This is a genomic window from Streptomyces sp. NPDC050988, assembly GCF_044456225.1.
GTDB lineage: Bacteria > Actinomycetota > Actinomycetes > Streptomycetales > Streptomycetaceae > Streptomyces.
Genome location: NZ_JBITFQ010000021.1, coordinates 55,011 through 74,125, shown reverse-complemented (window position 1 = coordinate 74,125; position 19,115 = coordinate 55,011). Strand labels below are relative to the sequence as shown.

The window sequence follows — 19,115 nt, the reverse complement described above, 5'->3', positions numbered from 1 at the left end:
GGCTGAGTGACGCCGAAACTACGCAACGTGTGCGCGAGGAGTGATGGTTCTGGCATTTTCCTGTGGAACATGCCAGCAGCTGGCTAGAGTGTGTGGATTTTCCCTTTCAGTCCTCGCTCCTTACACGCAGCACCACCTTGTTCAGCGCCCACAGGCCCACCCCGACGGCCAGCAGCACTCCGGCGCGGATGTAGACGTCCGCGGGACGGTCGGCCAGCGGACTGGCGAGGATCAGGGCGGTGAGGGCGCCGAGCACCGGAAGCACGGTCGGTGTACGGAAGTGCCGGTGATCGACGGGGTCGCGGCGCAGGACGAGAACCGCGATGTTGACCACGGCGAACACGCACAGGAGCAGGAACGATGTCGTGTCGCCCAGGCCCTCGATCTCGCCCGTGGAGACCAGCCCGATCGCGAGCAGCGTCACGAAGGCGATGCCGACCACCGGTGTGCGACGCGTGGGCAGGACCCGGGCCATGCCGCGCGGCAGGATGCGCTCGTTGGCCATGCCGTAGCACAGGCGCGAGGCCATCATGATGTTGATCAGCGCGGAGTTGGTGACGGCGAACAGAGCGATGAGCGCGAAGAGTTTGTGCGGGAAGTCGACACCGCCCGCCTTCACGACCTCCAGCAGCGGACCGCTCGAACCCTCCAGCACCTTGTAGTCGACCAGGAGCGACGAGACCAGCGCCACGAGGACGTAGATCGTGCCCGTCACCGCCACACCGACGAAGATCGCCCGTGGGAAGGTGCGGACGGGATCCTTCGTCTCCTCGGCCATGTTCACCGAGTCCTCGAACCCGACGAACGCGAAGAAACCCAGCGCCGTCGCGCCCAACACCCCGGTGATCAGCGCGTATCCGGTGCCGCTCGCCTCGAACTCGCCCAGCCGGGACGGCTCCCCGTCGCCGTTCAGCACGGCCCACGCGCCGATCGCGAGGATGATCACCAGGCCCGTCAGCTCGACCAGCGTCAGCACCACGTTCGTCTTCACGGACTCCGACACACCCCGCAGGTTCAGGGCGGCCAGCAGCAGGATGAAGCAGATCGCGATGAGCGTCGGCGGCAGCGCGTCGCCCGTCAGCTCCGACAGGTAGTCGCCGCTGAAGGCGCGGGCCGCCGCGCTCGCCGACGACAGGCCCGAGCACATCACCATGAACGCGACGATGAAGGTCAGGAAGGGGACCTTGAACGCCTTCTGCGTGTAGAGCGCCGCTCCGGCCGCCTTCGGATACTTGCCGACCAGTTCGACGTACGAGGCGGCCGTCAGGATCGCCACCACGAAGCCGATGGCGAACGGCAGCCACAGCGCCCCGCCGACCTTCCCGGCGACCTTGCCGGTGGTGGCGTAGATGCCGGTCCCGAGGATGTCGCCGATCACGAAGAGGATCAGCAGCTTGGGACCGAGGACCCGCTTGAGGCCCGGCTCCTCGGCGGGCGCCGGAGTGCCCGCGGCGGTTTCTGCGGTGGACAAGAGAACCTCCCCCGATCGGTGACCCGTGCGGGACTTGTTCCCTGTGCCGCGCGCGGGATGCCGGTCGGGGCCCGTCTCAGAGGTTCATCAGAGCTTCGTCCGGCGTGGGCGCCTCAGAACATGTCCGTCAGCGACCCCGCGTGCGCCCCTCCCGACTCCGTCACGATCTCGTCGAGCGTCTGCGGCGTCCGGACCACGGCGAACCGCACCCCGCCCGCCCCGTCGGGACCGAAGCCGTGGATCCCGGGCCGCGCGAGGGAGTTGTACGCGTAGTGGTGCGCGAAGTAGTACGCGCCCGTGTCCAACGCGGCCGCGTAGTCGCCCTGTTCGAGCAACGGCATCGACCGCTCCTCCGCCAGCAGGTCGCCCGCGAAGCACGCGGGACCCGCCACGTCCTGCACCACGTCGGGCCCCGCCTTGGGCCGCCCCTTCGTGTCGTACGCCGCGACCCGCAGCGGCCAGGACTTCGGCGCGTAGACCGTGCGGGCCGCCACCTGCACCCCCGCGTGCGTCACCGCGATCGCCCGCCCGCCGGCCGACTTCGCGTACTCGACCCTCGCCAGCACCACTCCGTGCTTGGCGAGCAGCGACCGCCCGAACTCCGTGACCAGCCCGTACCGCCCGTCGAACAGCCCCGGCACGGTCGCCGCGAGCAGTCGCGCGTACTCCTCGTACGTGGGTGTGTGGGCGTCCGACCCGAAGTTCACCGGCAGTCCGCCGCCGATGTCGAGCGTGTCGATCTGGCGCCGCCCGGCCCGCTCGTTGACCTCCTCCGCGAGCCCGTACGTCTCCGCGACCGCGCGTGCCATCAGCTCAAGCGGCATCCCCTGCGAACCGGAGTGCGCGTGCAGCCGGGTCAGCCACGGCCGGTCCAGGTACGCCCGCACGACCCACTCGCGCGCGCCCTCGTCCCGCAGCGCCACCCCGAACTTCGAGGTCGCCGTCGCCGTCGACAGGGCTCCGATCGAACCACCGCCGACCTGCGGATTCACTCGGATCCCGATGGGGGAGCGGGTCGAGGCAGAGCGCACGAGGGCGTCGAGGCGGTCCAGCTCCTGCGGGTTGTCCGCGTTGACCGCGATGCCCAGGGCGAGCGCCTCCCGCAGCTCCGCCGGGGTCTTGGCGGGCGAGTCGAGGACCGTACGGGCCGGCGGGACCCCGGCCGCGCGGGCGAGGGCCAGCTCGCCCTGGCTCGCGACCTCCGCGCCGATGCCCTCCCGGTGCAGCAGTCGCAGCACCGGGACGAGCGGGGTCGCCTTCACCGCGAACGCGTGCAGCACGGGCGTCCCCGGTGCCGTCACCGCGTCGAAGGCCGCCCGCAGGGCCGCCGCCGAGGCCCGGATGCCGGTGATGTCGAGGAGCCCGATGATGGGGGTGGCGGGACCGACCAGCCCCTGTTCCACGGCCGCGCGAACGGCCTCGTCCCGCCGGATGCCCCCGTCCAGGGCCGGTCCCGGCTCCTCGTTCGAAGCGCCTCCCAGCTCCCCTTCCGGAGCGTACGGAGCCGCGTCCAGCTTCTTCGTGGGGCCGTCCGGTTCTTCGCCCGTCGGGTCCCCGTCTCCTGCGCCTGTGTATGCCGCCATACATCCAGCCAAACATCCGTGCCGCGCCCGTGCTGGCCCACGAAGGTATTGACTAGTTCTATTCAGGGGATCAGGATGTGAATACCGACTGAATGACCGACACCACCCGGAGCACTCACCAGCCGCCAGGAGGCAGACCATGTCAGGACCCCGCCCCGTCCGAGCACCGCGCGGTACGGAACTGAGCGCCCTGGGATGGCAGCAGGAAGCCGCGCTGCGGATGCTGCAGAACAACCTCGACCCCGAGGTCGCCGAGCACCCCGACAAGCTCGTCGTCTACGGCGGCACCGGCAAGGCGGCCCGCGACTGGCGCTCCTTCGACGCCATGGTCCGTACGCTGCGGACGCTCAAGCAGGACGAGACGATGCTCGTCCAGTCCGGCCGGCCCGTCGGCGTCATGCAGACCCATGAGTGGGCGCCGCGCGTCCTCATCGCCAACTCCAACCTGGTGGGCGACTGGGCGAACTGGGAGGAGTTCCGCCGCCTGGAGGCCCTCGGCCTCACCATGTACGGGCAGATGACGGCCGGCTCCTGGATCTACATCGGCACCCAGGGCATCCTCCAGGGCACCTACGAGACGTTCTCCGCCGTCGCCGCGAAGAAGTTCGGCGGCACCCTCGCCGGCACGATCACCCTCACCGCCGGCCTCGGTGGCATGGGAGGCGCCCAGCCGCTCGCCGTCACCATGAACGACGGCGTCGCGATCTGTATCGACGTCGACCCGCGCGCCATCGAGCGCCGCATCGAGCACCGGTACCTCGACGTGCAGGCCGACTCCCTGGAGCACGCCCTCCAACTCGCCGTCGAGGCCCGCGACGCCCGCCGCCCGCTCTCCATCGGGCTCCTCGGCAACGCCGCCGAACTGCTGCCGCGCATGCTCGCCGAGGGCGCCCCCGTCGACATCGTGACCGACCAGACCTCGGCCCACGACCCGCTGGCCTACCTCCCCGTGGGCGTCGACTTCGACGACATGGCCTCGTACGCCGCGAAGGACCCGGCCGGGTTCACCACCCGTGCCCGCGAGTCCATGGCCCGTCACGTGGAGGCCATGGTGGGCTTCATGGACGCCGGCGCCGAGGTGTTCGACTACGGCAACTCCATCCGGGGCGAGGCCCAACTCGCCGGGTACGAGCGGGCGTTCGCCTTCCCCGGCTTCGTCCCCGCCTACATCCGCCCCCTCTTCTCCGAGGGCAAGGGCCCCTTCCGCTGGGCCGCCCTGTCCGGTGAGGCCTCCGACATCCACAAGACGGACAAGGCGATCCTCGACCTCTTCCCGGAGGCTGAGTCCATTCAAAACGAGTCCCTGCACCGCTGGATCAAGCTGGCCGGCGAGCGGGTGCACTTCCAGGGCCTGCCCGCCCGGATCTGCTGGCTCGGCTACGGCGAGCGGGACAGGGCCGGCGAGCGGTTCAACGACATGGTGGCAAGCGGTGAGCTGGAGGCCCCCCTCGCCATCGGGCGCGACCACCTCGACTGCGGGTCCGTCGCCTCTCCCTACCGGGAGACCGAGGCCATGCTCGACGGCTCCGACGCGATCGCCGACTGGCCGCTGCTGAACGCCATGGTGAACGTGGCCTCCGGAGCGTCCTGGGTGTCCATCCACCACGGTGGTGGCGTGGGGATGGGGCGGTCCATCCACGCCGGGCAGGTGTCGGTGGCCGACGGGACGAAGCTGGCCGGGGAGAAGATCCGGCGCGTGCTGACGAACGACCCCGGGATGGGTGTCATTCGGCATGTGGATGCGGGTTACGACATCGCGGAGTCGGTTGCTGACGAGCGGGGCGTTCGGGTTCCCATGCGGGAGGGCGAGTGAGCCTGCCGTTCGGTGGGGAGCGGGACTCTTCTTCCCCCACCCCGCCCCTTCCCGAAACCATGGGCTCTGCCCCTGGACCCCGCCGGGGGCTCCGCCCCCAGACCCCCGATCGGCCTGAACGGCCTCGTCCTCAATCGCCGGACGGGCTGAAGGGTTCCTCCTTTCTCGACATGTGGCGGCAGTTGCAGCCCATCGGCCGGCACCCCGACTCCGGTGGCTACCGGCGGTTCGCCTGGACCGGGGCCGATCGGGACTGTCGGGACTGGTTCGAGGAGCAGGCACGGACCCGTGGGCTGAGCTATGAGCTGGACCGGAACGGGAACCAGTGGGCCTGGCTCGGGGATCCCGCCGCGGGGGGCGCCGTCGTCACCGGGTCGCATCTCGACTCGGTGCCCGATGGCGGCGCCTTCGACGGCCCCCTCGGTGTCGTGTCCTCCTTTGCCGCACTGGACGAACTGCGGAGCAGGAACGCGGAGTTCACCAGGCCGCTCGCCATCGTGAACTTCGGTGACGAGGAAGGGGCCCGGTTCGGGCTGGCCTGTGTGGGGTCCCGGCTCGCGGCCGGGGAGCTGACCGTCGAGCAGGCGCGGCAGCTCCGGGACGGTGACGGGGTCAGCCTTCCGCAGGCCATGGAGGCCGCCGGATACGACCCGGACGCCATCGGGGCCGACCCCGAGCGCCTGGCCCGGATCGGCGCGTTCGTCGAACTGCACGTCGAGCAGGGCCGTGCCCTCGACCTCTCCGGTGACCAGGTCGGCATCGCCAGCGCCATCTGGCCGCACGGGCGGTGGCGGTTCGACTTCCGGGGCGAGGCCAACCACGCGGGGACCACCCGGCTCGTGGACCGTCGCGACCCGATGCTGTCGTACGCGGAGACCGTGCTCGCCGCCCGGCGGGAGGCCCGGCTCGCGGGTGCCGTGGCGACCTTCGGCAAGATCTCGGTCGAGCCGAACGGCGTCAACGCCATCCCGTCCCTCGTGCGCGGCTGGCTCGACTCCCGCGCCGCCGACCAGGCGACCCTCGACACGGTCGTGAGCGGCATCGAGAAGGCGGCCCGCGAGTACGCCGACGAGCACGGGGTCCAACTGGACATCGTCAGGGAGTCGTTCACCCCCGTCGTCGAGTTCGAGCACGCCCTGCGGGACGAGATCGCCCGCATCCTGGGCAGGGAGAAGGAAGCGGACCTCAAGGTTCCCGTTCTCGGTACCGGGGCGGGACACGACGCCGGGATCCTCTCCGGATCCATCCCCACCGCCATGCTGTTCGTACGCAACCCCACGGGCGTCTCGCACTCGCCGGCCGAGTACGCCGCCGAGGACGACTGCGTGGCCGGGGTGACCGCACTCGCCGACGTACTGGAAGGGCTGGCCTGCACGTGAGCGCGCGAGGCACGACCTACTGGCTGGAGCACGCCTGGCTCGACTCCTTCGTCGAGCCGGGCGTGGCCCTGGACGTTGGCGGCGATGGGCGGGTCGCCGCTGTCCGTACGGGTGTCGACACCCCGCCGCCCGGCTCCGAGATCCTGCGCGGGCTGACCCTCCCCGGTCTCGCCAACGCCCACAGCCACGCCTTCCACCGTGCTCTGCGCGGGACCGTCCAGGTCGGCTCCGGCACCTTCTGGACCTGGCGCGAGATCATGTACTCCTTCGCGGACCGGCTGACCCCGGAGACGTACCACGCGCTCGCCCGCGCGGTGTACGCCGAGATGGCCCTCGCCGGAGTCACGGCCGTCGGCGAGTTCCACTACGTCCACCACGCGCCGGGCGGCACCCCGTACGCCGACCCGAACGCCATGGGCGAAGCCCTCATCGAGGCCGCCGCCGAGGCGGGCATCCGCATCACCCTGCTCGACACCGCCTACCTCGCCGCCGGCCTCCTCAACAAGCGCACCGGGCAGCCCCCGAACCGGCACCAGCTCCGCTTCTCCGACGGCACCGCGGAGGCCTGGGCCGAACGCTGTTCAGTTCTCAAAGACCGGGATCACGTTCGGATCGGGGCCGCCATCCACTCCGTACGGGCCGTGCCCGCCGGGCAGTTGGCGACGGTGGCGCGGTGGGCCGAGGAGCGGCGGGCCCCGCTCCATGTGCACCTGTCCGAGCAGACGGCGGAGAACGACGCCTGCCTGGAGGCGCACGGCTGCACGCCCACCCGTCTGCTCGCCGACCACGGAGTGCTCGGCCCGCGCACCACGGGCGTCCACAACACCCACCTCACCGACGAGGACATCGCGCTGCTCGGCGGCTCCGCGACCGGCACCTGCATGTGCCCGACCACCGAGCGCGACCTCGCCGACGGCATCGGACCGGCCGTCGCACTCCAGAGGGCGGGCTCACCGCTCTCCCTCGGCTCCGACAGCCACGCCGTCATCGACCTGCTCGAAGAGGCGCGTGCCCTGGAGCTGAACGAGCGCCTGCGCACCCGCACCCGCGGCCACTGGACGGCGGCGGCGCTCCTGCGCGCCGCCTCCGCGGACGGTCACGCGGCCCTGGGCTGGGACGACGCGGGCATCCTCGAAGCCGGCGCGCTCGCCGACTTCACGACGATCGCGCTCGACTCGGTCAGAACAGCGGGGCCGGTGCCGCGGCTCGGCGCCGAGACGGCCGTATTCGCGGCGACCGCGGCGGACGTGCGCCATACGGTCGTGGGCGGCCGGCACGTCGTACGCGACGGGGTCCATGCCCTCGTGCCGAACGTGCCGCAGGCCCTGGCCGACGCCGTCGAAGCCCTGCGCGCCTGATCCTCGCGCCCAGCCCGAGCCCGAGCCCCGACAAGGACGCCATGAGTACTGCGAACGGCACGACGACCGTCATCACCAACATCGCCAGTCTGGTCACCAACGATCCCTCCCTCGGTGACGAGTCCCCTCTCGGTCTGATCCAGGACGCGGCCGTCGTCATCGACGGCGACCGCATCGCGTGGACCGGTGATTCAAGAGAAGCACCCGCCACTGACAATCGGGTCGACGCCGGTGGCCGCGCGGTCATCCCGGGCTTCGTCGACTCCCACTCGCACCTCGTCTTCGCGGGCGACCGCACGCAGGAGTTCAACGCCCGGATGTCCGGCCGTGCCTACAGCGCCGGCGGCATCCGTACGACCGTCGCAGCCACCCGGGCCGCGAGCGACGAGGAACTGGAACGCAACCTCACCCACTACCTCGCCGAGGCCCTCCGCCAGGGCACGACCACGTTCGAGACGAAGTCCGGCTACGGACTGACGGTCGAGGACGAGGCCCGGGCCCTGCGCATCGCCTCCGCGCACACCGACGAGGTCACCTACCTCGGCGCCCACATCGTCTCCCCGGACTTCGCCGGCGACCCCGCCGCCTACGTGGCGCTCGTCACCGGTGAGATGCTCGACGCCTGCGCCCCGTACGCCCGTTGGATCGACGTCTTCTGCGAGAAGGGTGCCTTCGACGGCGACCAGGCCCGCGCGATCCTCACGGCGGGCAAGGCGAAGGGCCTGCACCCGCGCGTCCACGCCAACCAGCTCTCGTACGGCCCCGGAGTGCAGTTGGCGGTGGAACTGGACGCCGCCTCGGCGGACCACTGCACCCACCTCACGGACGCGGACGTCGACGCCCTCGCGAGCGGGAACACCGTGGCGACCCTGCTGCCCGGCGCCGAGTTCTCCACCCGTGCCGAATGGCCGGACGCCCGCCGCCTCCTCGACGCGGGCGCGACCGTCGCCCTCTCCACCGACTGCAACCCGGGCTCGTCCTTCACGTCGTCCGTGCCCTTCTGTATCGCCCTGGCGGTACGGGACATGGGCATGACCCCCGACGAGGCGGTGTGGTCGGCCACCGCGGGCGGGGCCCGGGCGCTGCGCCGCACCGACGTCGGCCGCCTCACCCCGGGCGCGTACGCCGACCTCGCGTTCCTCGACGCCCCGAGCCATGTCCACCTGGCCTACCGGCCGGGGGTGCCGCTGGTCAGCGAGGTGTGGCGAAAGGGCGCCCGAGTGTGAGGGTGATCCCCGCAGCCGCGGTGAAGGACTTCGACGGGCTCGTCGGCGCCATCGGGCTGGAACACCGTCTGCTACGCGCGGACTCTGCGCGGACTCTGCGCGGAATTGAGCGTCGCCGCCTTCCAAAGCCGCGACGACAGCTGCGAAGATAAGCCTTCTGATCAGCAGGGCGTCCGCGTCAGCCATCGATCAGGGGCCGGTCTGACGGGCGAGACGCCGGTCGGAAGGATCGGCTGCGTTGCGGCGAGAGATTTCTCCGGGACCGTGTCGATCCGTGGGCCGCTCGTTCGACGTGTGGGTGCGAGGGCCGAGAGGCGGCTCCCGCCGGACGAGGAGAACACGTTGTCGAAATACATGCTGATCATGCGGGGCACCGACGAGTCGAACGCGGCCATGATGGCCACGATCGACGAAATGATGGTCACCACCCGCCAGTTCATCGAGGATCTGGTCAAGGCCGGCGTTTTCGTCGCGGCCGAAGGGCTGGACGAGCCGGGCAAGGGCGTCGTGGTCCACTTCGGCGGCGAGGCCCCGGTGGTCACGGACGGGCCGTACGGGGAGACCAAGGAACTGTTCGGGGGCTTCTTCCTGGTCGATGTCGCCTCGAAAGAGGAGGCGGTCGAGTGGGCCAAGCGGGTCCCGGCCGCCCCCGGGGCCAAGATCGAGGTCCGGCGGGTGCCCGGGAGCGACGAGGTCCCGCAGGTCAACGCGTGATCGTCAAGGAACGGGCCCGGCGCGAGAGCAACGGCCACATCTGATGGGTACGGCCGACGTCGAAGCCGTCTGGCGGATCGAGTCGGCGCGGATCGTCGCCGCGCTGACCCGGTTCACCGGCGATTTCGGGCTGGCCGAGGACGCCGCCCAGGAGGCGGTGGCCGAGGCGCTGGTGTCGTGGCCGCTTGCCTCTCCGGCCAATCCGGCCGGATGGCTGATGGCCACGGCTCGGCGGCGGGCGATCGACACGATCCGCCGCCGGACCGCCCTCCAGGACCGGTACGCCCTGCTGGCGGCCGACGCGGTGGTCGACAAAAGAAACGACCCCGACAAGATCGATCCCGACAGGATCTACGACGACGTCCTGGCGCTGATGTTCATCAGCTGCCACCCGGTGCTCTCCCGCGAGGCCCAGGTGGCACTGACCCTGCGCGTGGTCGGCGGCCTGTCCAGCGAGGAGATCGCCCGCGCGTTCCTCGTGCCCGTGCCGACCGTGCAGGCCCGCATCACCCGGGGCAAGAAGACGATCGCGGCGGCCGGGGTGCCGTTCGAGCTGCCGCCGGCCGACGAGCGCCGGGAGCGGCTGGGCGGCGTGCTCAGCGTCCTCTACGTGATCTTCACCGAAGGGTCGACGGCCACGTCGGGCGACCGGCTGTTGCGCCCCGACGTCGCGTACGAGGCGATCCGGCTGGCCCGCACGCTGGCCGCGCTGCAGCCGGACGAGCCGGAGGTGCACGGCCTGCTCGCGTTGTGCGAGCTGACGGCCGCACGCTTCCCGGCCCGGACCGGCCCGGACGGTTCGCCGGTCCTGCTGGAGGACCAGGACCGGCGGCGGTGGGACTTCTCGGCGATTCGCCGTGGGCTGGCCGCGCTGGTCAAGGCATCGACTCGCGGCCTCGGCCCCTACGGGCTGCAGGCCGCGATCGCCGCCGCCCACGCGTCGGCGCCCTCCGTCGAGGCGACCGACTGGGACCGGATCGTGGTGCTCTACGAGGCGCTCGGCCGGGTCGCGCCCTCGCCGGTGGCCGAGCTCAATCGGGCCGTCGCCGTGGCCATGGCCTCGGGTCCGGCGCAAGCCCTGGCCATCGTGGACGAGCTGATCGCCTTGGACCGGCTCCCCGGTTCGCATCTGGTTCCGACCGTGCGCGGGGAGCTGCTGGCTCGCCTCGGCCGGCGACCGGAGGCGCGCGCCGAGCTGGAGCTGGCGGCCCGGCTCTGCGCCAACCAGCGCGAACGCTCCGTGCTGCTGCGCAAGGCTGCCGCGCTTGGCTGACTTCTCCAGCTCGGCCGACCGGGATCGGCGACCGGTCGGGGGGAGGCAGGGAGGACGGCTGGGGAGGCAGGGAGACGGCTGGGGTGGCCTGGAGGGCGTCTTCCCTGGTGGTCTCCGGGATGCCTCCGACGGGATCACCGGCGGGTTGTGATCAGGCGGTTGTGTGGAACAGGCCCGACTTCACTCCTCGTATGAGGTGAGCCAACGGGGCGGTGGCGGTGGTGAGTTCGGTGCCGGGGGTGTCGCTTTCGCGGAGGTGGAGGATCCCGGGGGAGGCGGCGACTTCGACGCAGGTGTTGCCGTCCCCGCCGTCGGCGAAGCCGCCTGGTCGGTGGGGATGATGCGGACAGTGACGCGGTCCTCGTCCCGGCCTTCCTCCCGGCCCTCCTCCCGGCTCCCGGCCGGGATCAGATCCCGGCAGGTCTCCCGCACGTCCGGCCCGACCATCTCGCCGACCAACTCGCCCATCGCCACATGACGAGTCCGGCCCTGCCGCTCACGCGGCAGGGCCGGAACCCAAGATCTTCATCGGCCTTCCAGGGGCGTCTGATGGATCTGGGAGTCCCGGGACGCTCAGCCGCCGTACTCGATCGCCACGCCGCCGACGCCGCTGCTCAACGGGCCGCAGCGGACACCGATGGCGGCGCTCGTGCCCGGCTTCACATATACCCAATTCGAGTAGGCGTCGGGGGCCCAGCCGCAGATGGCGCGTACGGAGAACGCGTGCAGCTGCGTCCCGGGGTTGTAGCAGTCGCCGATGGCGACATCGTCCGAGATCCAGGCGCTGCACTGCAGCACGTTGCGCTCCGCGGCCGCCGCGGGTGAGGCGGTCGCGAGACCGGCTCCGCCGGCGAGAGCGATCCCCGCTGTTCCGGTCGCGAGTGCGCGTTTCCAGAGGATCTTCATGTCCTGCCCTTCTGTTCCGCCCTGTGCCGGGCGTCCTGCGCGAAAGGCTAGGAGGCAGGCAGGCAGGAGGGTCCTGACAGATGTCAGGGCTCCCGAGCATGGGCACGGCGAGGCCCGGTGTGCTGACCCGGTTGCGTCATCCCGTCCGGTGCCGGCCCCCGTACATGAGTCGTCGCAGCACCGCCTCGGCCGGGCCCCGGCGCCCCGCACGCTCCAGGGCGTACGCCCCCGCCACCGTGATCAGCCACACGCCGACCGCGAAGAGCGCCATGGTCCAGCTGGACAGGTGCTCGCCGAGGCCGAGGCCCCAGGCGGCCAGCACCGGCGCGAAGAGCAGCGAGTGCGCGAGGTAGCAGGACAGGGACCGCTTGCCGACCGCCGCCACCGCCGTGACCACCGTGGCACCCGCACCCACACTCATACCTGCACCTGCGCCTGCGCCCACACCTGCGCCTGCGCCCGCGCCCGCGCTCGCAGCACCCGTACCCGCGTCAGCACCCGCCCCCGCCCCCACGCGCGCCCCCCGGCTGCTCCACCAGTGCACGAAGAGCGCGACGGCCGCCACGTAACCGAGCCCGGCGGCGTTGCCGGTGACGTCACGGAGCAGCGTGAGTGCTCCCTCCTCGCTCTGTGCGTCGGCCGGTACGTCCAGGGCGCCGACGTGGGCGAGCGCGGCGGGCAGCGCGCCGAGCCAGCCGACCGTGATGCCGATGACGGCCGTGCGGCGCAACAGGGTCCGATGGCGTCCGGGCTCCTCCAGGACGCGGCGCCGGGCCGCCCAGAAGCCGAGCAGGAAGACGACGTACCCGCCGCCGACCAGAGCCAGCGCGGAGGCCAGGAACGTGATGAACAGCCCGGTCTCCAGCCGGGTCTGGGCCGCCGTGAGCCAGTTCCCCTCCTGTGCCGCGTACGCCATGAAGCCGGGCTCCGCGCCCGCGTCCCCGAGCGTGCCCAACTCGCCCCGGAGCAGGGCCGATACGACGGGCTGGGCCGCGAAGAACACGAGCAGCACGGCGCCGGCGCGGATCCACCGCTTCAGCGCACGCTCGCTCCGCCGCAGGAAGACCAGGCCGAGGACGAGACTCAGCACTCCGTAGTAGCCGACGATGTCGCCCGCCATCAGCAGGGTGGAGTGCAGGAGCCCGATGACGATCAGCCACAGGCTGCGCCTGCGCAGGATCCTGGCGGCGCCCCGCTCGGAGTTGCCGGCGGCGGTCTGCCGGAGGAAGAGCTGCATCATCCCGTAGGCGAAGAGGAACGCGAAGAGCGGATAGACCCGCAGGTCCAGCACGATGATCATGGTGAACTGCACGGCGTGGTCGAGCCATGAGCCGTCCGCGGGCTGCCAGCCCGAGGGTCCGCGCCGGGCCGCCCAGAGGTGGAAGGCGGTGTTGGACAGCACGATGAGCAACAGCATGAGCCCGCGCGCGAGGTCGGGTGCGAGCGCCCGCTCCTCGGCCCGCACGCCCCCGCGCCGCACCGGCCTCTCTTCGCTCGTGGTCGTCATGGCCCCACGCTAGGAAGGGTGTGACACGGACGACATCGGTCGGCGGGCCATCGACGAACGACCAAAGGATGACACCGAGTCGGGGGCCCGCAACCAAAGTCGATACCCGAGTCGATACCCGAGCCGCTACCCGAGCTGACGACTGAGCCGATGACCGAGTCGATACGAAACGCGCTCGGGGCCGGGCCGGATGATCCGGCCCGGCCCCGAGCGCACACCTACGCGCCCTGTGTGCCGATACGACCACACACCTCGTGCGGTGGTGCGGTGGCGACGGCGACCGTCACTCCTCGACGGTCAGTCCCCTCCGCAGCCGCACCAGCGTCCGCGAGAGCAGCCGCGAGACGTGCATCTGCGAGATGCCGAGTTCGTCACCGATCTCGGACTGGGTCATGTTGGCAACGAACCGCAGGGACAGGATCTGCCGGTCGCGTGGCGGGAGTTCGGCGATCAGCGGCTTCAACGACTCGACGTACTCGATGCCTTCGAGTCCGTGGTCCTCGTAGCCGATCCGGTCGGCCAGCGCGCCCTCGGAGTCGTCCTCCTCGGGCTGGGCGTCGAGTGAGCTGGCCGTATAGGCGTTGGACGCCGCCATGCCCTCGACGACCTCGTCGTTCGACAGGCCCAGACGCTCCGCCAGCTCTCCCACCGTCGGAGCGCGGTCCAGTTGCTGCGCGAGTTCGTCGCCCGCCTTGGCCAGGTCGAGGCGGAGTTCCTGCAGTCGGCGCGGTACCCGCACGGACCATGAGGTGTCGCGGAAGAAGCGCTTGATCTCACCGACGATCGTCGGCATCGCGAAGGTCGGGAACTCGACGCCGCGGCTGAGCTCGAACCGGTCGATCGCCTTGATCAGGCCGATCGTGCCGACCTGGATGATGTCCTCCATCGGCTCACTGCGGGAGCGGAACCGGGAGGCGGCGAACTTCACCAGGGCGAGATTGAGTTCGACCAGGGTGTTGCGTACGTACGAGTACTCGTGGGTGCCTTCTTCCAGCGACTCCAGCCGCTCGAAGAGGGTCTTGGACAGGGCCCGTGCGTCCACTGGTCCGACCTCGTCGAAAGGCGGGATCTCCGGAAGTCCGGCGAGGCCGACGTTCTCGTCGGCGGACTCGTCTTCCAGTTGTTCCAGAGGGGGTGTCGACGTCGCCCTCTGGGTCTGCGATGCGTCGAGCCGGGGTGACATGGTGTCCTCCATCGTTCTCGGCATATGGCTGCCGATGCCAATACGTGCACTGCGGTGTGCGGCGCCTCCAAAGCCGGCCGTGTCGAAAACTGTCTCTACTAGCCCTACCCGCTTTCGCGACTCTCTCGCAAGTGTGTTTCACGGTGAAATGTCCGTTTCTTGGCGGTTGTTCGGGTGTTGAAGAGTGCAGGGAAGGCGTAGGGTTCGAGGGCGTATCAACAGCCACGACGGTCGGAAGAGAGACACGGCATGGACCGCGGGACGGTCGGCAGCGCACAGTCGGGCCGGCTTCTGGTCGAGGTGCGGGAAGAGGGCGCTAGCGCCGTTGTGACCCCGGCCGGTGAGTTGGATCACCATACGGCGGATCTACTGCGCGAACCGATCGAGGAATGCCTCGACCGAGGGTTCGCGCGTCTCGTCGTGGACTGCTCGCGGCTGGAGTTCTGCGACTCCACGGGGCTGAACGTGCTGCTCGGCGCCCGGCTGAAGGCCGAGGCCGCGGGCGGCGGGGTCCATCTGGCGGGCATGCTGCCGGTGGTGTCCCGGGTCTTCGAGATCACCGGGGCGGAAGCAGTCTTCACCCTCCACGACACACTCGAAGAGGCTCTGAGCGACCCCGGGGCCGACGGCTCCGGCGGATCCGGGGCCGGCAAACCCGAGCCCGACCCGGGCGACCAGTCGCCCTGAGGCGCTCCCGTGAGGCAAAGTTATGCCTCGGTTGTGTCCGTGTGATCAGCGCGTTACCAGAGTCACAGCATCCATGCCGAATAAGTGGGTGTTCTGACGGTTCGGTCGGGCAGGAGACATCCTGAATATGTCAACAGACCGAACGGCAAGCGCGCGGCAGTCCCCGGACGACTCCCGGATTCAGAGTGTCCCTGAGCTTTCCGAATGTCCTGAACGTGCTGAGTACTGAGTCTTGAATCGTGAACTGGTGAATCGGTGAGGTGAAGCGCTGATGAGCACCACCCGGCCTTACCCGCCGGGCGACCGCGGCCCGGAACCGGGCGACGGCGGCGCTTCCGGGACGCCTCCGGGCGGCACACCCGTCGTGCGTCGTGCCCGTCGGCTGAACTTCGACGGCGCGAGCGGGGTCGTCCCGCTCGCCCGCGACTTCGCCCGTCAGGCGTTGTACGAGTGGGGCTGGCTGCCGGCGGCCACCGCCGACCAACGGGCCGCGGCCGAGGACGTGCTGCTGGTCGTCTCCGAACTGGTCACGAACGCCTGCCTGCATGCCGAGGGTCCGGACGAACTCCTGATCGCCTGCGAGAACAAGGTGCTCCGCGTCGAGGTCTCCGACCGGGGGACGGGTCAGCCCGCGCCGCGCACGCCGCACCGGGCCGGGCGGCCCGGTGGTCACGGGATGTTCATCGTCCAGCGGCTGTGTCTGGACTGGGGTGTGGTCCGGACGACCGGGGTTGCGGGCAAGACGGTCTGGGCGGAGCTCGGAGCACCGGCTTAGCGCTCGGCTGGGTTTGGCTTGGCATGGCCTGCTCGTTCTTTGTCTGCGGGTGCGTTGGGGCTGGGCGCGCCCCGCGGCGGAGCCGCATATGTCACTGCCCCGCGCCCCTTGGGGGCCCGCCCTTAGGTGTCTCTTGGGGTTACCGGCGGTTCGGGTTTCTTCCCTCCCTCACTTGATGCGCGTCGGATCCCCACGGATCCGGCGCGCACTTTGTCTTCCCTCGGCAAGGCGCCGGGCGTACCTTGACGGCCGATCTGATGTGCCGTCAGGAACGCCATCAGGAAAGCCTTCAGGAATGAGGGGACCGTGTCATACCGGATGTACCCGAAACGAACCGCCGCGCTCGCGTCCGCCGCGGCCCTGGCCGGCTCGGCGGTGCTGATGGCCGCCCCCGCTGCCCGGGCCGACGTGGTGGACGTCAACTACCAGTGCAAGACACCCATCGGTGACAAGTCCGCCGTCTCGCCCATCGACATCAAGGGCGTCAAGAGCGGCAGCGGCTACCAGATCACCATGACCTTCGAGAAGGGCGTCTCGTCCAGCCCCGTCGACCTGGGCAAGGGCGCGATGAACCCGAGCGCCGTCATCAAACTGGGCGGCGCCGATACCGGCACGCTGGCGGTCAAGGGGCCCGCCAACCCGGCGACCGTGCCCGCCAACACGCCGATCAAGATCACCGACCTCACGGGTACGTACACCCCGAAGAAGACCGGCAAGGTCACGTTCACGCCGGGTGTGCTGACCATCAAGGCCCTCGGTACGACGACCACGTGCACGCCCTCCAACAGCCCGAAGGTCTCGCTGACCCTGGACGTCACCGCGGCCGGCGGCGGGAGCACGGGGACGACGGGCTCCTCGCAGGACGCCCCCGCGGGCGGCGAGGAACTCCCGCAGACCGGCCCCGAGGACTCCGCGATCGCCCTCGGCACGCTCGGCGGCACGGTACTGCTGGCGGGCGCGGCCGGAGTGCTGTGGCTGACCCGCAGGAACCAGGCCCACCGCTGACCGCACGTCTCGTACGACCTGCACAACCCGCGCGTCTCGTACCACCTGCATGACCTGCGCGTCCCGCACGACCTGTACGCCATCCGGAGCCGCCGATGCCGTTCGTACCGCCCGCCGCCCGTGTTCTCTGTCTCGCCGCCGTCGTACTTCTGGCCGTCGCTCCCACCGCCGCGGCCGACGGGGGCTGGTCCGTCGTGCCGTCGGCGGGCGGGCGGGACTCACGGCCGTACTTCTACGCGGAGGGCGCGCCCGGCACGGTTCTGCAGGACACGGTGTCGGTGCTCAACCCGGGCGGGAAGCCGCTCACCGTACGGTTCCGGGGCGCGGACGCCGACAACACGAGGAGCGGCGGATTCTCGGTGCGGACCAGGGCGACGGACACCGGTGCCTGGATCACGTTCGCCGAGCGGACGGTGCGGATCCCGGCACGTACCCGCGCGGACGTGCCGTTCACCGTGAGCGTCCCGGCGGGCGCCACGCCCGGCGACCACCCCGGCGCGATCGTCGCGAGCGCCGCCGACCGGACCGCGGCGGTACGCGTCCATCTGCGGGTGGAGGGCCCGACCCTCTCCGCGCTCACCGTCGAGCACGTACGGGTCGACGGCGGGCGCATCTCGTACGAACTGGTCAACCGCGGCACCACCGTGCTGACCCCGAAACTCGCCGTACGAGCCGAGGGGCTCTTCGGCGAGGTGCTGGACCGGGCCCCGCGCACCCTGCCCGTCGAACTGCTCCCCGGCCGCCGCGTCGCGCTCACCGAACCCTGGCCCCACCGGCCCGCGCTCGACTCCGTCGACGTCGAGGTGGCGGTCACGGCGGCGGGCGGGGCACACGACGAGGCGGGCGCGTCGGCGCGGTTCGTGCCGTGGGAAGCGGTGGCGGGCACGGCGGGGATCGGGCTCCTGGCGTGTGCGGCCGGCGGCCACTGGTTCGTACGACGTCGTGGGCGGGCGCGGGAGACACCGGACACCGGACAGCCGCGTACGGAAGTCGAGTTGACGGGAGCGGTGACGTGAGCGCGAGAAGAGGGGTGCGGATTCCGGCGGTTGTCGTGGTGCTCGCGCTTGTTCTCTTCCCCATGGCGGGGGCGACCGCCTCGGCGGCGGAGAAACCGGCGGTCAAGCTGTCCAAGTCCCAGGCGGGAACGGGCGGTTCGATCACCGTGAGCGGTACGGGGTGGCGGCCGAACGCGCTGCTGATGATGCTGATCTGCGGGCAGTCCTCGACCGACCGGGGCGTCATCGGCGGGACAAACTCCTGTGCCAACGCGGACGGCCGGGCCGTCACGACCGACGCGAAGGGCGCCTTCAGCAAGAAACTGCCGGTCGCCGAGCCGCCCAAACCGTGCCCCTGCGTGGTGCACGTGGCGACGGTCACCGGGGAGAAGGCGGAGGCGGACGCCCCGTTCCTGGTCGCAGGACACGACGTCGAGCCGCTGCCCAAGCAGGACAGCGGCGGACGGCTCTCGGTGCTCACCGACACCCGGCTCGACGGGTCGAGCGGCCTGCTCGCCTGGTTCGGCGCGCCGCCCTCACGCAAGCTCGTCTTCACCGTCGGCAACGTCGGCACCACCGCCGTCAAGAACCCCGTCTTCCAAGTCGGCACCTCCCACGGCGTGTTCGCCCCGCAGTGGGAGGAACAGCAGTGGCGCGGCACCATCGGGCCCGGCGAAAAGGAACGGATCACCCTGCCGGTCGAGCTGACCGCCGGCGCGCACGGCGACTACACGGTCTCGCTCAAGTTCGGCGGCAAGGTGCTCGCCGAGCAGCCGTGGGGCGTGGGGCGGCCGTGGGGCGTGACGCTCTTCTGGATCCTGGTCTGCGTCGTCGTACCGGCCGCGCTCTTCCGGATCGGGATGGCCGTGGTCGACCGGATGCGGCCGCGCGCCTCCGCAGGACGCGGCGGCCGGCGTGGAGGGCGCTTCGCGCGCCCCGGACGTCCCGGGCGTGGCGCGCACGGTGTGCGGCGCGGCGGGCTCCGGCTGCCCGAAGTCACCTTGCGGATGCCGAAGTTGAGCCTTATGCCGGCCTCCTCGGAGGAGTCCGAGGCCGACACCACGACACGTACGCCGGCCCGTACGAACCCGTCCCTGCCCTGGTTCACCCCGGACACCGATCCGGGGGCGGCCGAGGCCGATCAGCTCTCCGCACCGCACGAGAACAGTCCGACGACCCCCACCAGGAAGGGAAACACGTGAGCACGCAACGGAGAGTCCGGCCGGGGCCCGCACGGCCC

Annotated in this window: 17 protein-coding genes; 11 read left to right on the top strand and 6 right to left on the bottom strand. The window is 70.9% G+C overall.

The features are described 5' to 3' along the window. Positions 1-106: 106 nt before the first annotated feature. Together ACIBEI_RS33600 and ACIBEI_RS33595 are read right to left on the bottom strand one after the other, a co-directional pair. The gene (locus ACIBEI_RS33600; protein WP_398894003.1) at positions 107-1,471 is read right to left on the bottom strand and encodes an APC family permease; all 1,365 of its coding nucleotides are present in this window, start codon (positions 1,469-1,471) and stop codon (positions 107-109) included. A 113-nt stretch (positions 1,472-1,584) separates the two neighbouring features. After that, complete coding sequence (locus ACIBEI_RS33595) at positions 1,585-3,054, bottom strand: diaminopimelate decarboxylase (protein ID WP_398894002.1); 1,470 nt, start codon at positions 3,052-3,054, stop codon at positions 1,585-1,587. A 139-nt stretch (positions 3,055-3,193) separates the two neighbouring features. Between ACIBEI_RS33595 and hutU the strand changes: the two genes are divergently transcribed. The 6 genes from hutU to ACIBEI_RS33565 all read left to right on the top strand — a co-directional run bounded on the left by hutU (position 3,194) and on the right by ACIBEI_RS33565 (position 10,817). Then, positions 3,194-4,867: a urocanate hydratase gene (gene hutU, locus ACIBEI_RS33590; protein WP_398894000.1), complete on the top strand. Its 1,674-nt coding sequence runs from the start codon at positions 3,194-3,196 to the stop codon at positions 4,865-4,867. 170 nt (positions 4,868-5,037) lie between these two features. Continuing rightward, on the top strand, positions 5,038-6,246 hold the full coding sequence (locus tag ACIBEI_RS33585) for an allantoate amidohydrolase (RefSeq protein ID WP_398893998.1): 1,209 nt from the start codon (positions 5,038-5,040) through the stop codon (positions 6,244-6,246). Continuing rightward, positions 6,243-7,604, top strand: coding sequence for a formimidoylglutamate deiminase (locus tag ACIBEI_RS33580; protein ID WP_398893996.1), 1,362 nt, complete (start codon positions 6,243-6,245; stop codon positions 7,602-7,604). The genes ACIBEI_RS33585 and ACIBEI_RS33580 overlap by 4 nt, the downstream gene beginning before the upstream one ends. A gap of 41 nt (positions 7,605-7,645) precedes the next feature. Then, positions 7,646-8,830, top strand: coding sequence for an imidazolonepropionase (hutI, locus tag ACIBEI_RS33575; RefSeq protein WP_398893994.1), 1,185 nt, complete (start codon positions 7,646-7,648; stop codon positions 8,828-8,830). A 342-nt stretch (positions 8,831-9,172) separates the two neighbouring features. Beyond that, positions 9,173-9,544 carry a YciI family protein gene (locus ACIBEI_RS33570; protein WP_398893993.1) on the top strand — a complete coding sequence of 124 codons (372 nt, stop codon included), beginning with the start codon at positions 9,173-9,175 and terminating at the stop codon, positions 9,542-9,544. 43 nt (positions 9,545-9,587) lie between these two features. Then, entirely contained in the window at positions 9,588-10,817 is a 1,230-nt protein-coding gene (locus tag ACIBEI_RS33565) for an RNA polymerase sigma factor (RefSeq protein WP_398893991.1), read from the top strand. Between the two features lie 151 nt (positions 10,818-10,968). On the opposite strand, the gene ACIBEI_RS33560 is transcribed toward ACIBEI_RS33565, so the two are convergent. From ACIBEI_RS33560 to ACIBEI_RS33545, 4 genes are all read right to left on the bottom strand, one after another. Next, positions 10,969-11,238 (bottom strand): DUF397 domain-containing protein, encoded by a 270-nt coding sequence (locus ACIBEI_RS33560; protein ID WP_398894127.1) that lies wholly within the window; start codon positions 11,236-11,238, stop codon positions 10,969-10,971. A gap of 152 nt (positions 11,239-11,390) precedes the next feature. Next, on the bottom strand, positions 11,391-11,723 hold the full coding sequence (locus tag ACIBEI_RS33555) for a hypothetical protein (protein ID WP_398893989.1): 333 nt from the start codon (positions 11,721-11,723) through the stop codon (positions 11,391-11,393). Between the two features lie 136 nt (positions 11,724-11,859). Continuing rightward, a complete protein-coding gene (locus ACIBEI_RS33550; protein ID WP_398893988.1) occupies positions 11,860-13,230 on the bottom strand; it encodes a DUF418 domain-containing protein in 1,371 nt (456 codons plus the stop codon). Between the two features lie 283 nt (positions 13,231-13,513). Continuing rightward, positions 13,514-14,413: an RNA polymerase sigma factor SigF gene (locus tag ACIBEI_RS33545; RefSeq protein ID WP_398893986.1), complete on the bottom strand. Its 900-nt coding sequence runs from the start codon at positions 14,411-14,413 to the stop codon at positions 13,514-13,516. A 249-nt stretch (positions 14,414-14,662) separates the two neighbouring features. On the opposite strand from ACIBEI_RS33545, the gene ACIBEI_RS33540 reads away from it, so the two are divergent. The 5 genes from ACIBEI_RS33540 to ACIBEI_RS33520 all read left to right on the top strand — a co-directional run bounded on the left by ACIBEI_RS33540 (position 14,663) and on the right by ACIBEI_RS33520 (position 19,077). Continuing rightward, positions 14,663-15,100, top strand: a complete 438-nt coding sequence (locus ACIBEI_RS33540; RefSeq protein WP_398893984.1) for an STAS domain-containing protein — start codon at positions 14,663-14,665, stop codon at positions 15,098-15,100. A gap of 271 nt (positions 15,101-15,371) precedes the next feature. Then, positions 15,372-15,875 (top strand): ATP-binding protein, encoded by a 504-nt coding sequence (locus ACIBEI_RS33535; protein ID WP_398893982.1) that lies wholly within the window; start codon positions 15,372-15,374, stop codon positions 15,873-15,875. A 318-nt stretch (positions 15,876-16,193) separates the two neighbouring features. Further along, positions 16,194-16,880, top strand: a complete 687-nt coding sequence (locus tag ACIBEI_RS33530; RefSeq protein WP_398894126.1) for an LPXTG cell wall anchor domain-containing protein — start codon at positions 16,194-16,196, stop codon at positions 16,878-16,880. 95 nt (positions 16,881-16,975) lie between these two features. Beyond that, entirely contained in the window at positions 16,976-17,896 is a 921-nt protein-coding gene (locus ACIBEI_RS33525; protein WP_398893980.1) for a hypothetical protein, read from the top strand. Between the two features lie 62 nt (positions 17,897-17,958). After that, positions 17,959-19,077, top strand: a complete 1,119-nt coding sequence (locus ACIBEI_RS33520) for a neocarzinostatin apoprotein domain-containing protein (RefSeq protein WP_398894124.1) — start codon at positions 17,959-17,961, stop codon at positions 19,075-19,077. Positions 19,078-19,115 lie beyond the last annotated feature (38 nt).

Bases quoted from the DNA above. Each gene is read 5' to 3' on its own strand.
- ACIBEI_RS33530 (WP_398894126.1), top strand. From the start codon at position 16,194: ATGTACCCGAAACGAACCGCCGCGCTCGCGTCCGCCGCGGCCCTGGCC.
- hutU (WP_398894000.1), top strand. From the start codon at position 3,194: ATGTCAGGACCCCGCCCCGTCCGAGCACCGCGCGGTACGGAACTGAGC.
- ACIBEI_RS33525 (WP_398893980.1), top strand. From the start codon at position 16,976: ATGCCGTTCGTACCGCCCGCCGCCCGTGTTCTCTGTCTCGCCGCCGTC.
- hutI (WP_398893994.1), top strand. From the start codon at position 7,646: ATGAGTACTGCGAACGGCACGACGACCGTCATCACCAACATCGCCAGT.
- ACIBEI_RS33540 (WP_398893984.1), top strand. From the start codon at position 14,663: ATGGACCGCGGGACGGTCGGCAGCGCACAGTCGGGCCGGCTTCTGGTC.
- ACIBEI_RS33550 (WP_398893988.1), bottom strand. From the start codon at position 13,230: ATGACGACCACGAGCGAAGAGAGGCCGGTGCGGCGCGGGGGCGTGCGG.
- ACIBEI_RS33520 (WP_398894124.1), top strand. From the start codon at position 17,959: ATGGCGGGGGCGACCGCCTCGGCGGCGGAGAAACCGGCGGTCAAGCTG.
- ACIBEI_RS33595 (WP_398894002.1), bottom strand. From the start codon at position 3,054: ATGGCGGCATACACAGGCGCAGGAGACGGGGACCCGACGGGCGAAGAA.
- ACIBEI_RS33545 (WP_398893986.1), bottom strand. From the start codon at position 14,413: ATGTCACCCCGGCTCGACGCATCGCAGACCCAGAGGGCGACGTCGACA.
- ACIBEI_RS33535 (WP_398893982.1), top strand. From the start codon at position 15,372: ATGAGCACCACCCGGCCTTACCCGCCGGGCGACCGCGGCCCGGAACCG.
- ACIBEI_RS33555 (WP_398893989.1), bottom strand. From the start codon at position 11,723: ATGAAGATCCTCTGGAAACGCGCACTCGCGACCGGAACAGCGGGGATC.
- ACIBEI_RS33585 (WP_398893998.1), top strand. From the start codon at position 5,038: ATGTGGCGGCAGTTGCAGCCCATCGGCCGGCACCCCGACTCCGGTGGC.
- ACIBEI_RS33565 (WP_398893991.1), top strand. From the start codon at position 9,588: ATGGGTACGGCCGACGTCGAAGCCGTCTGGCGGATCGAGTCGGCGCGG.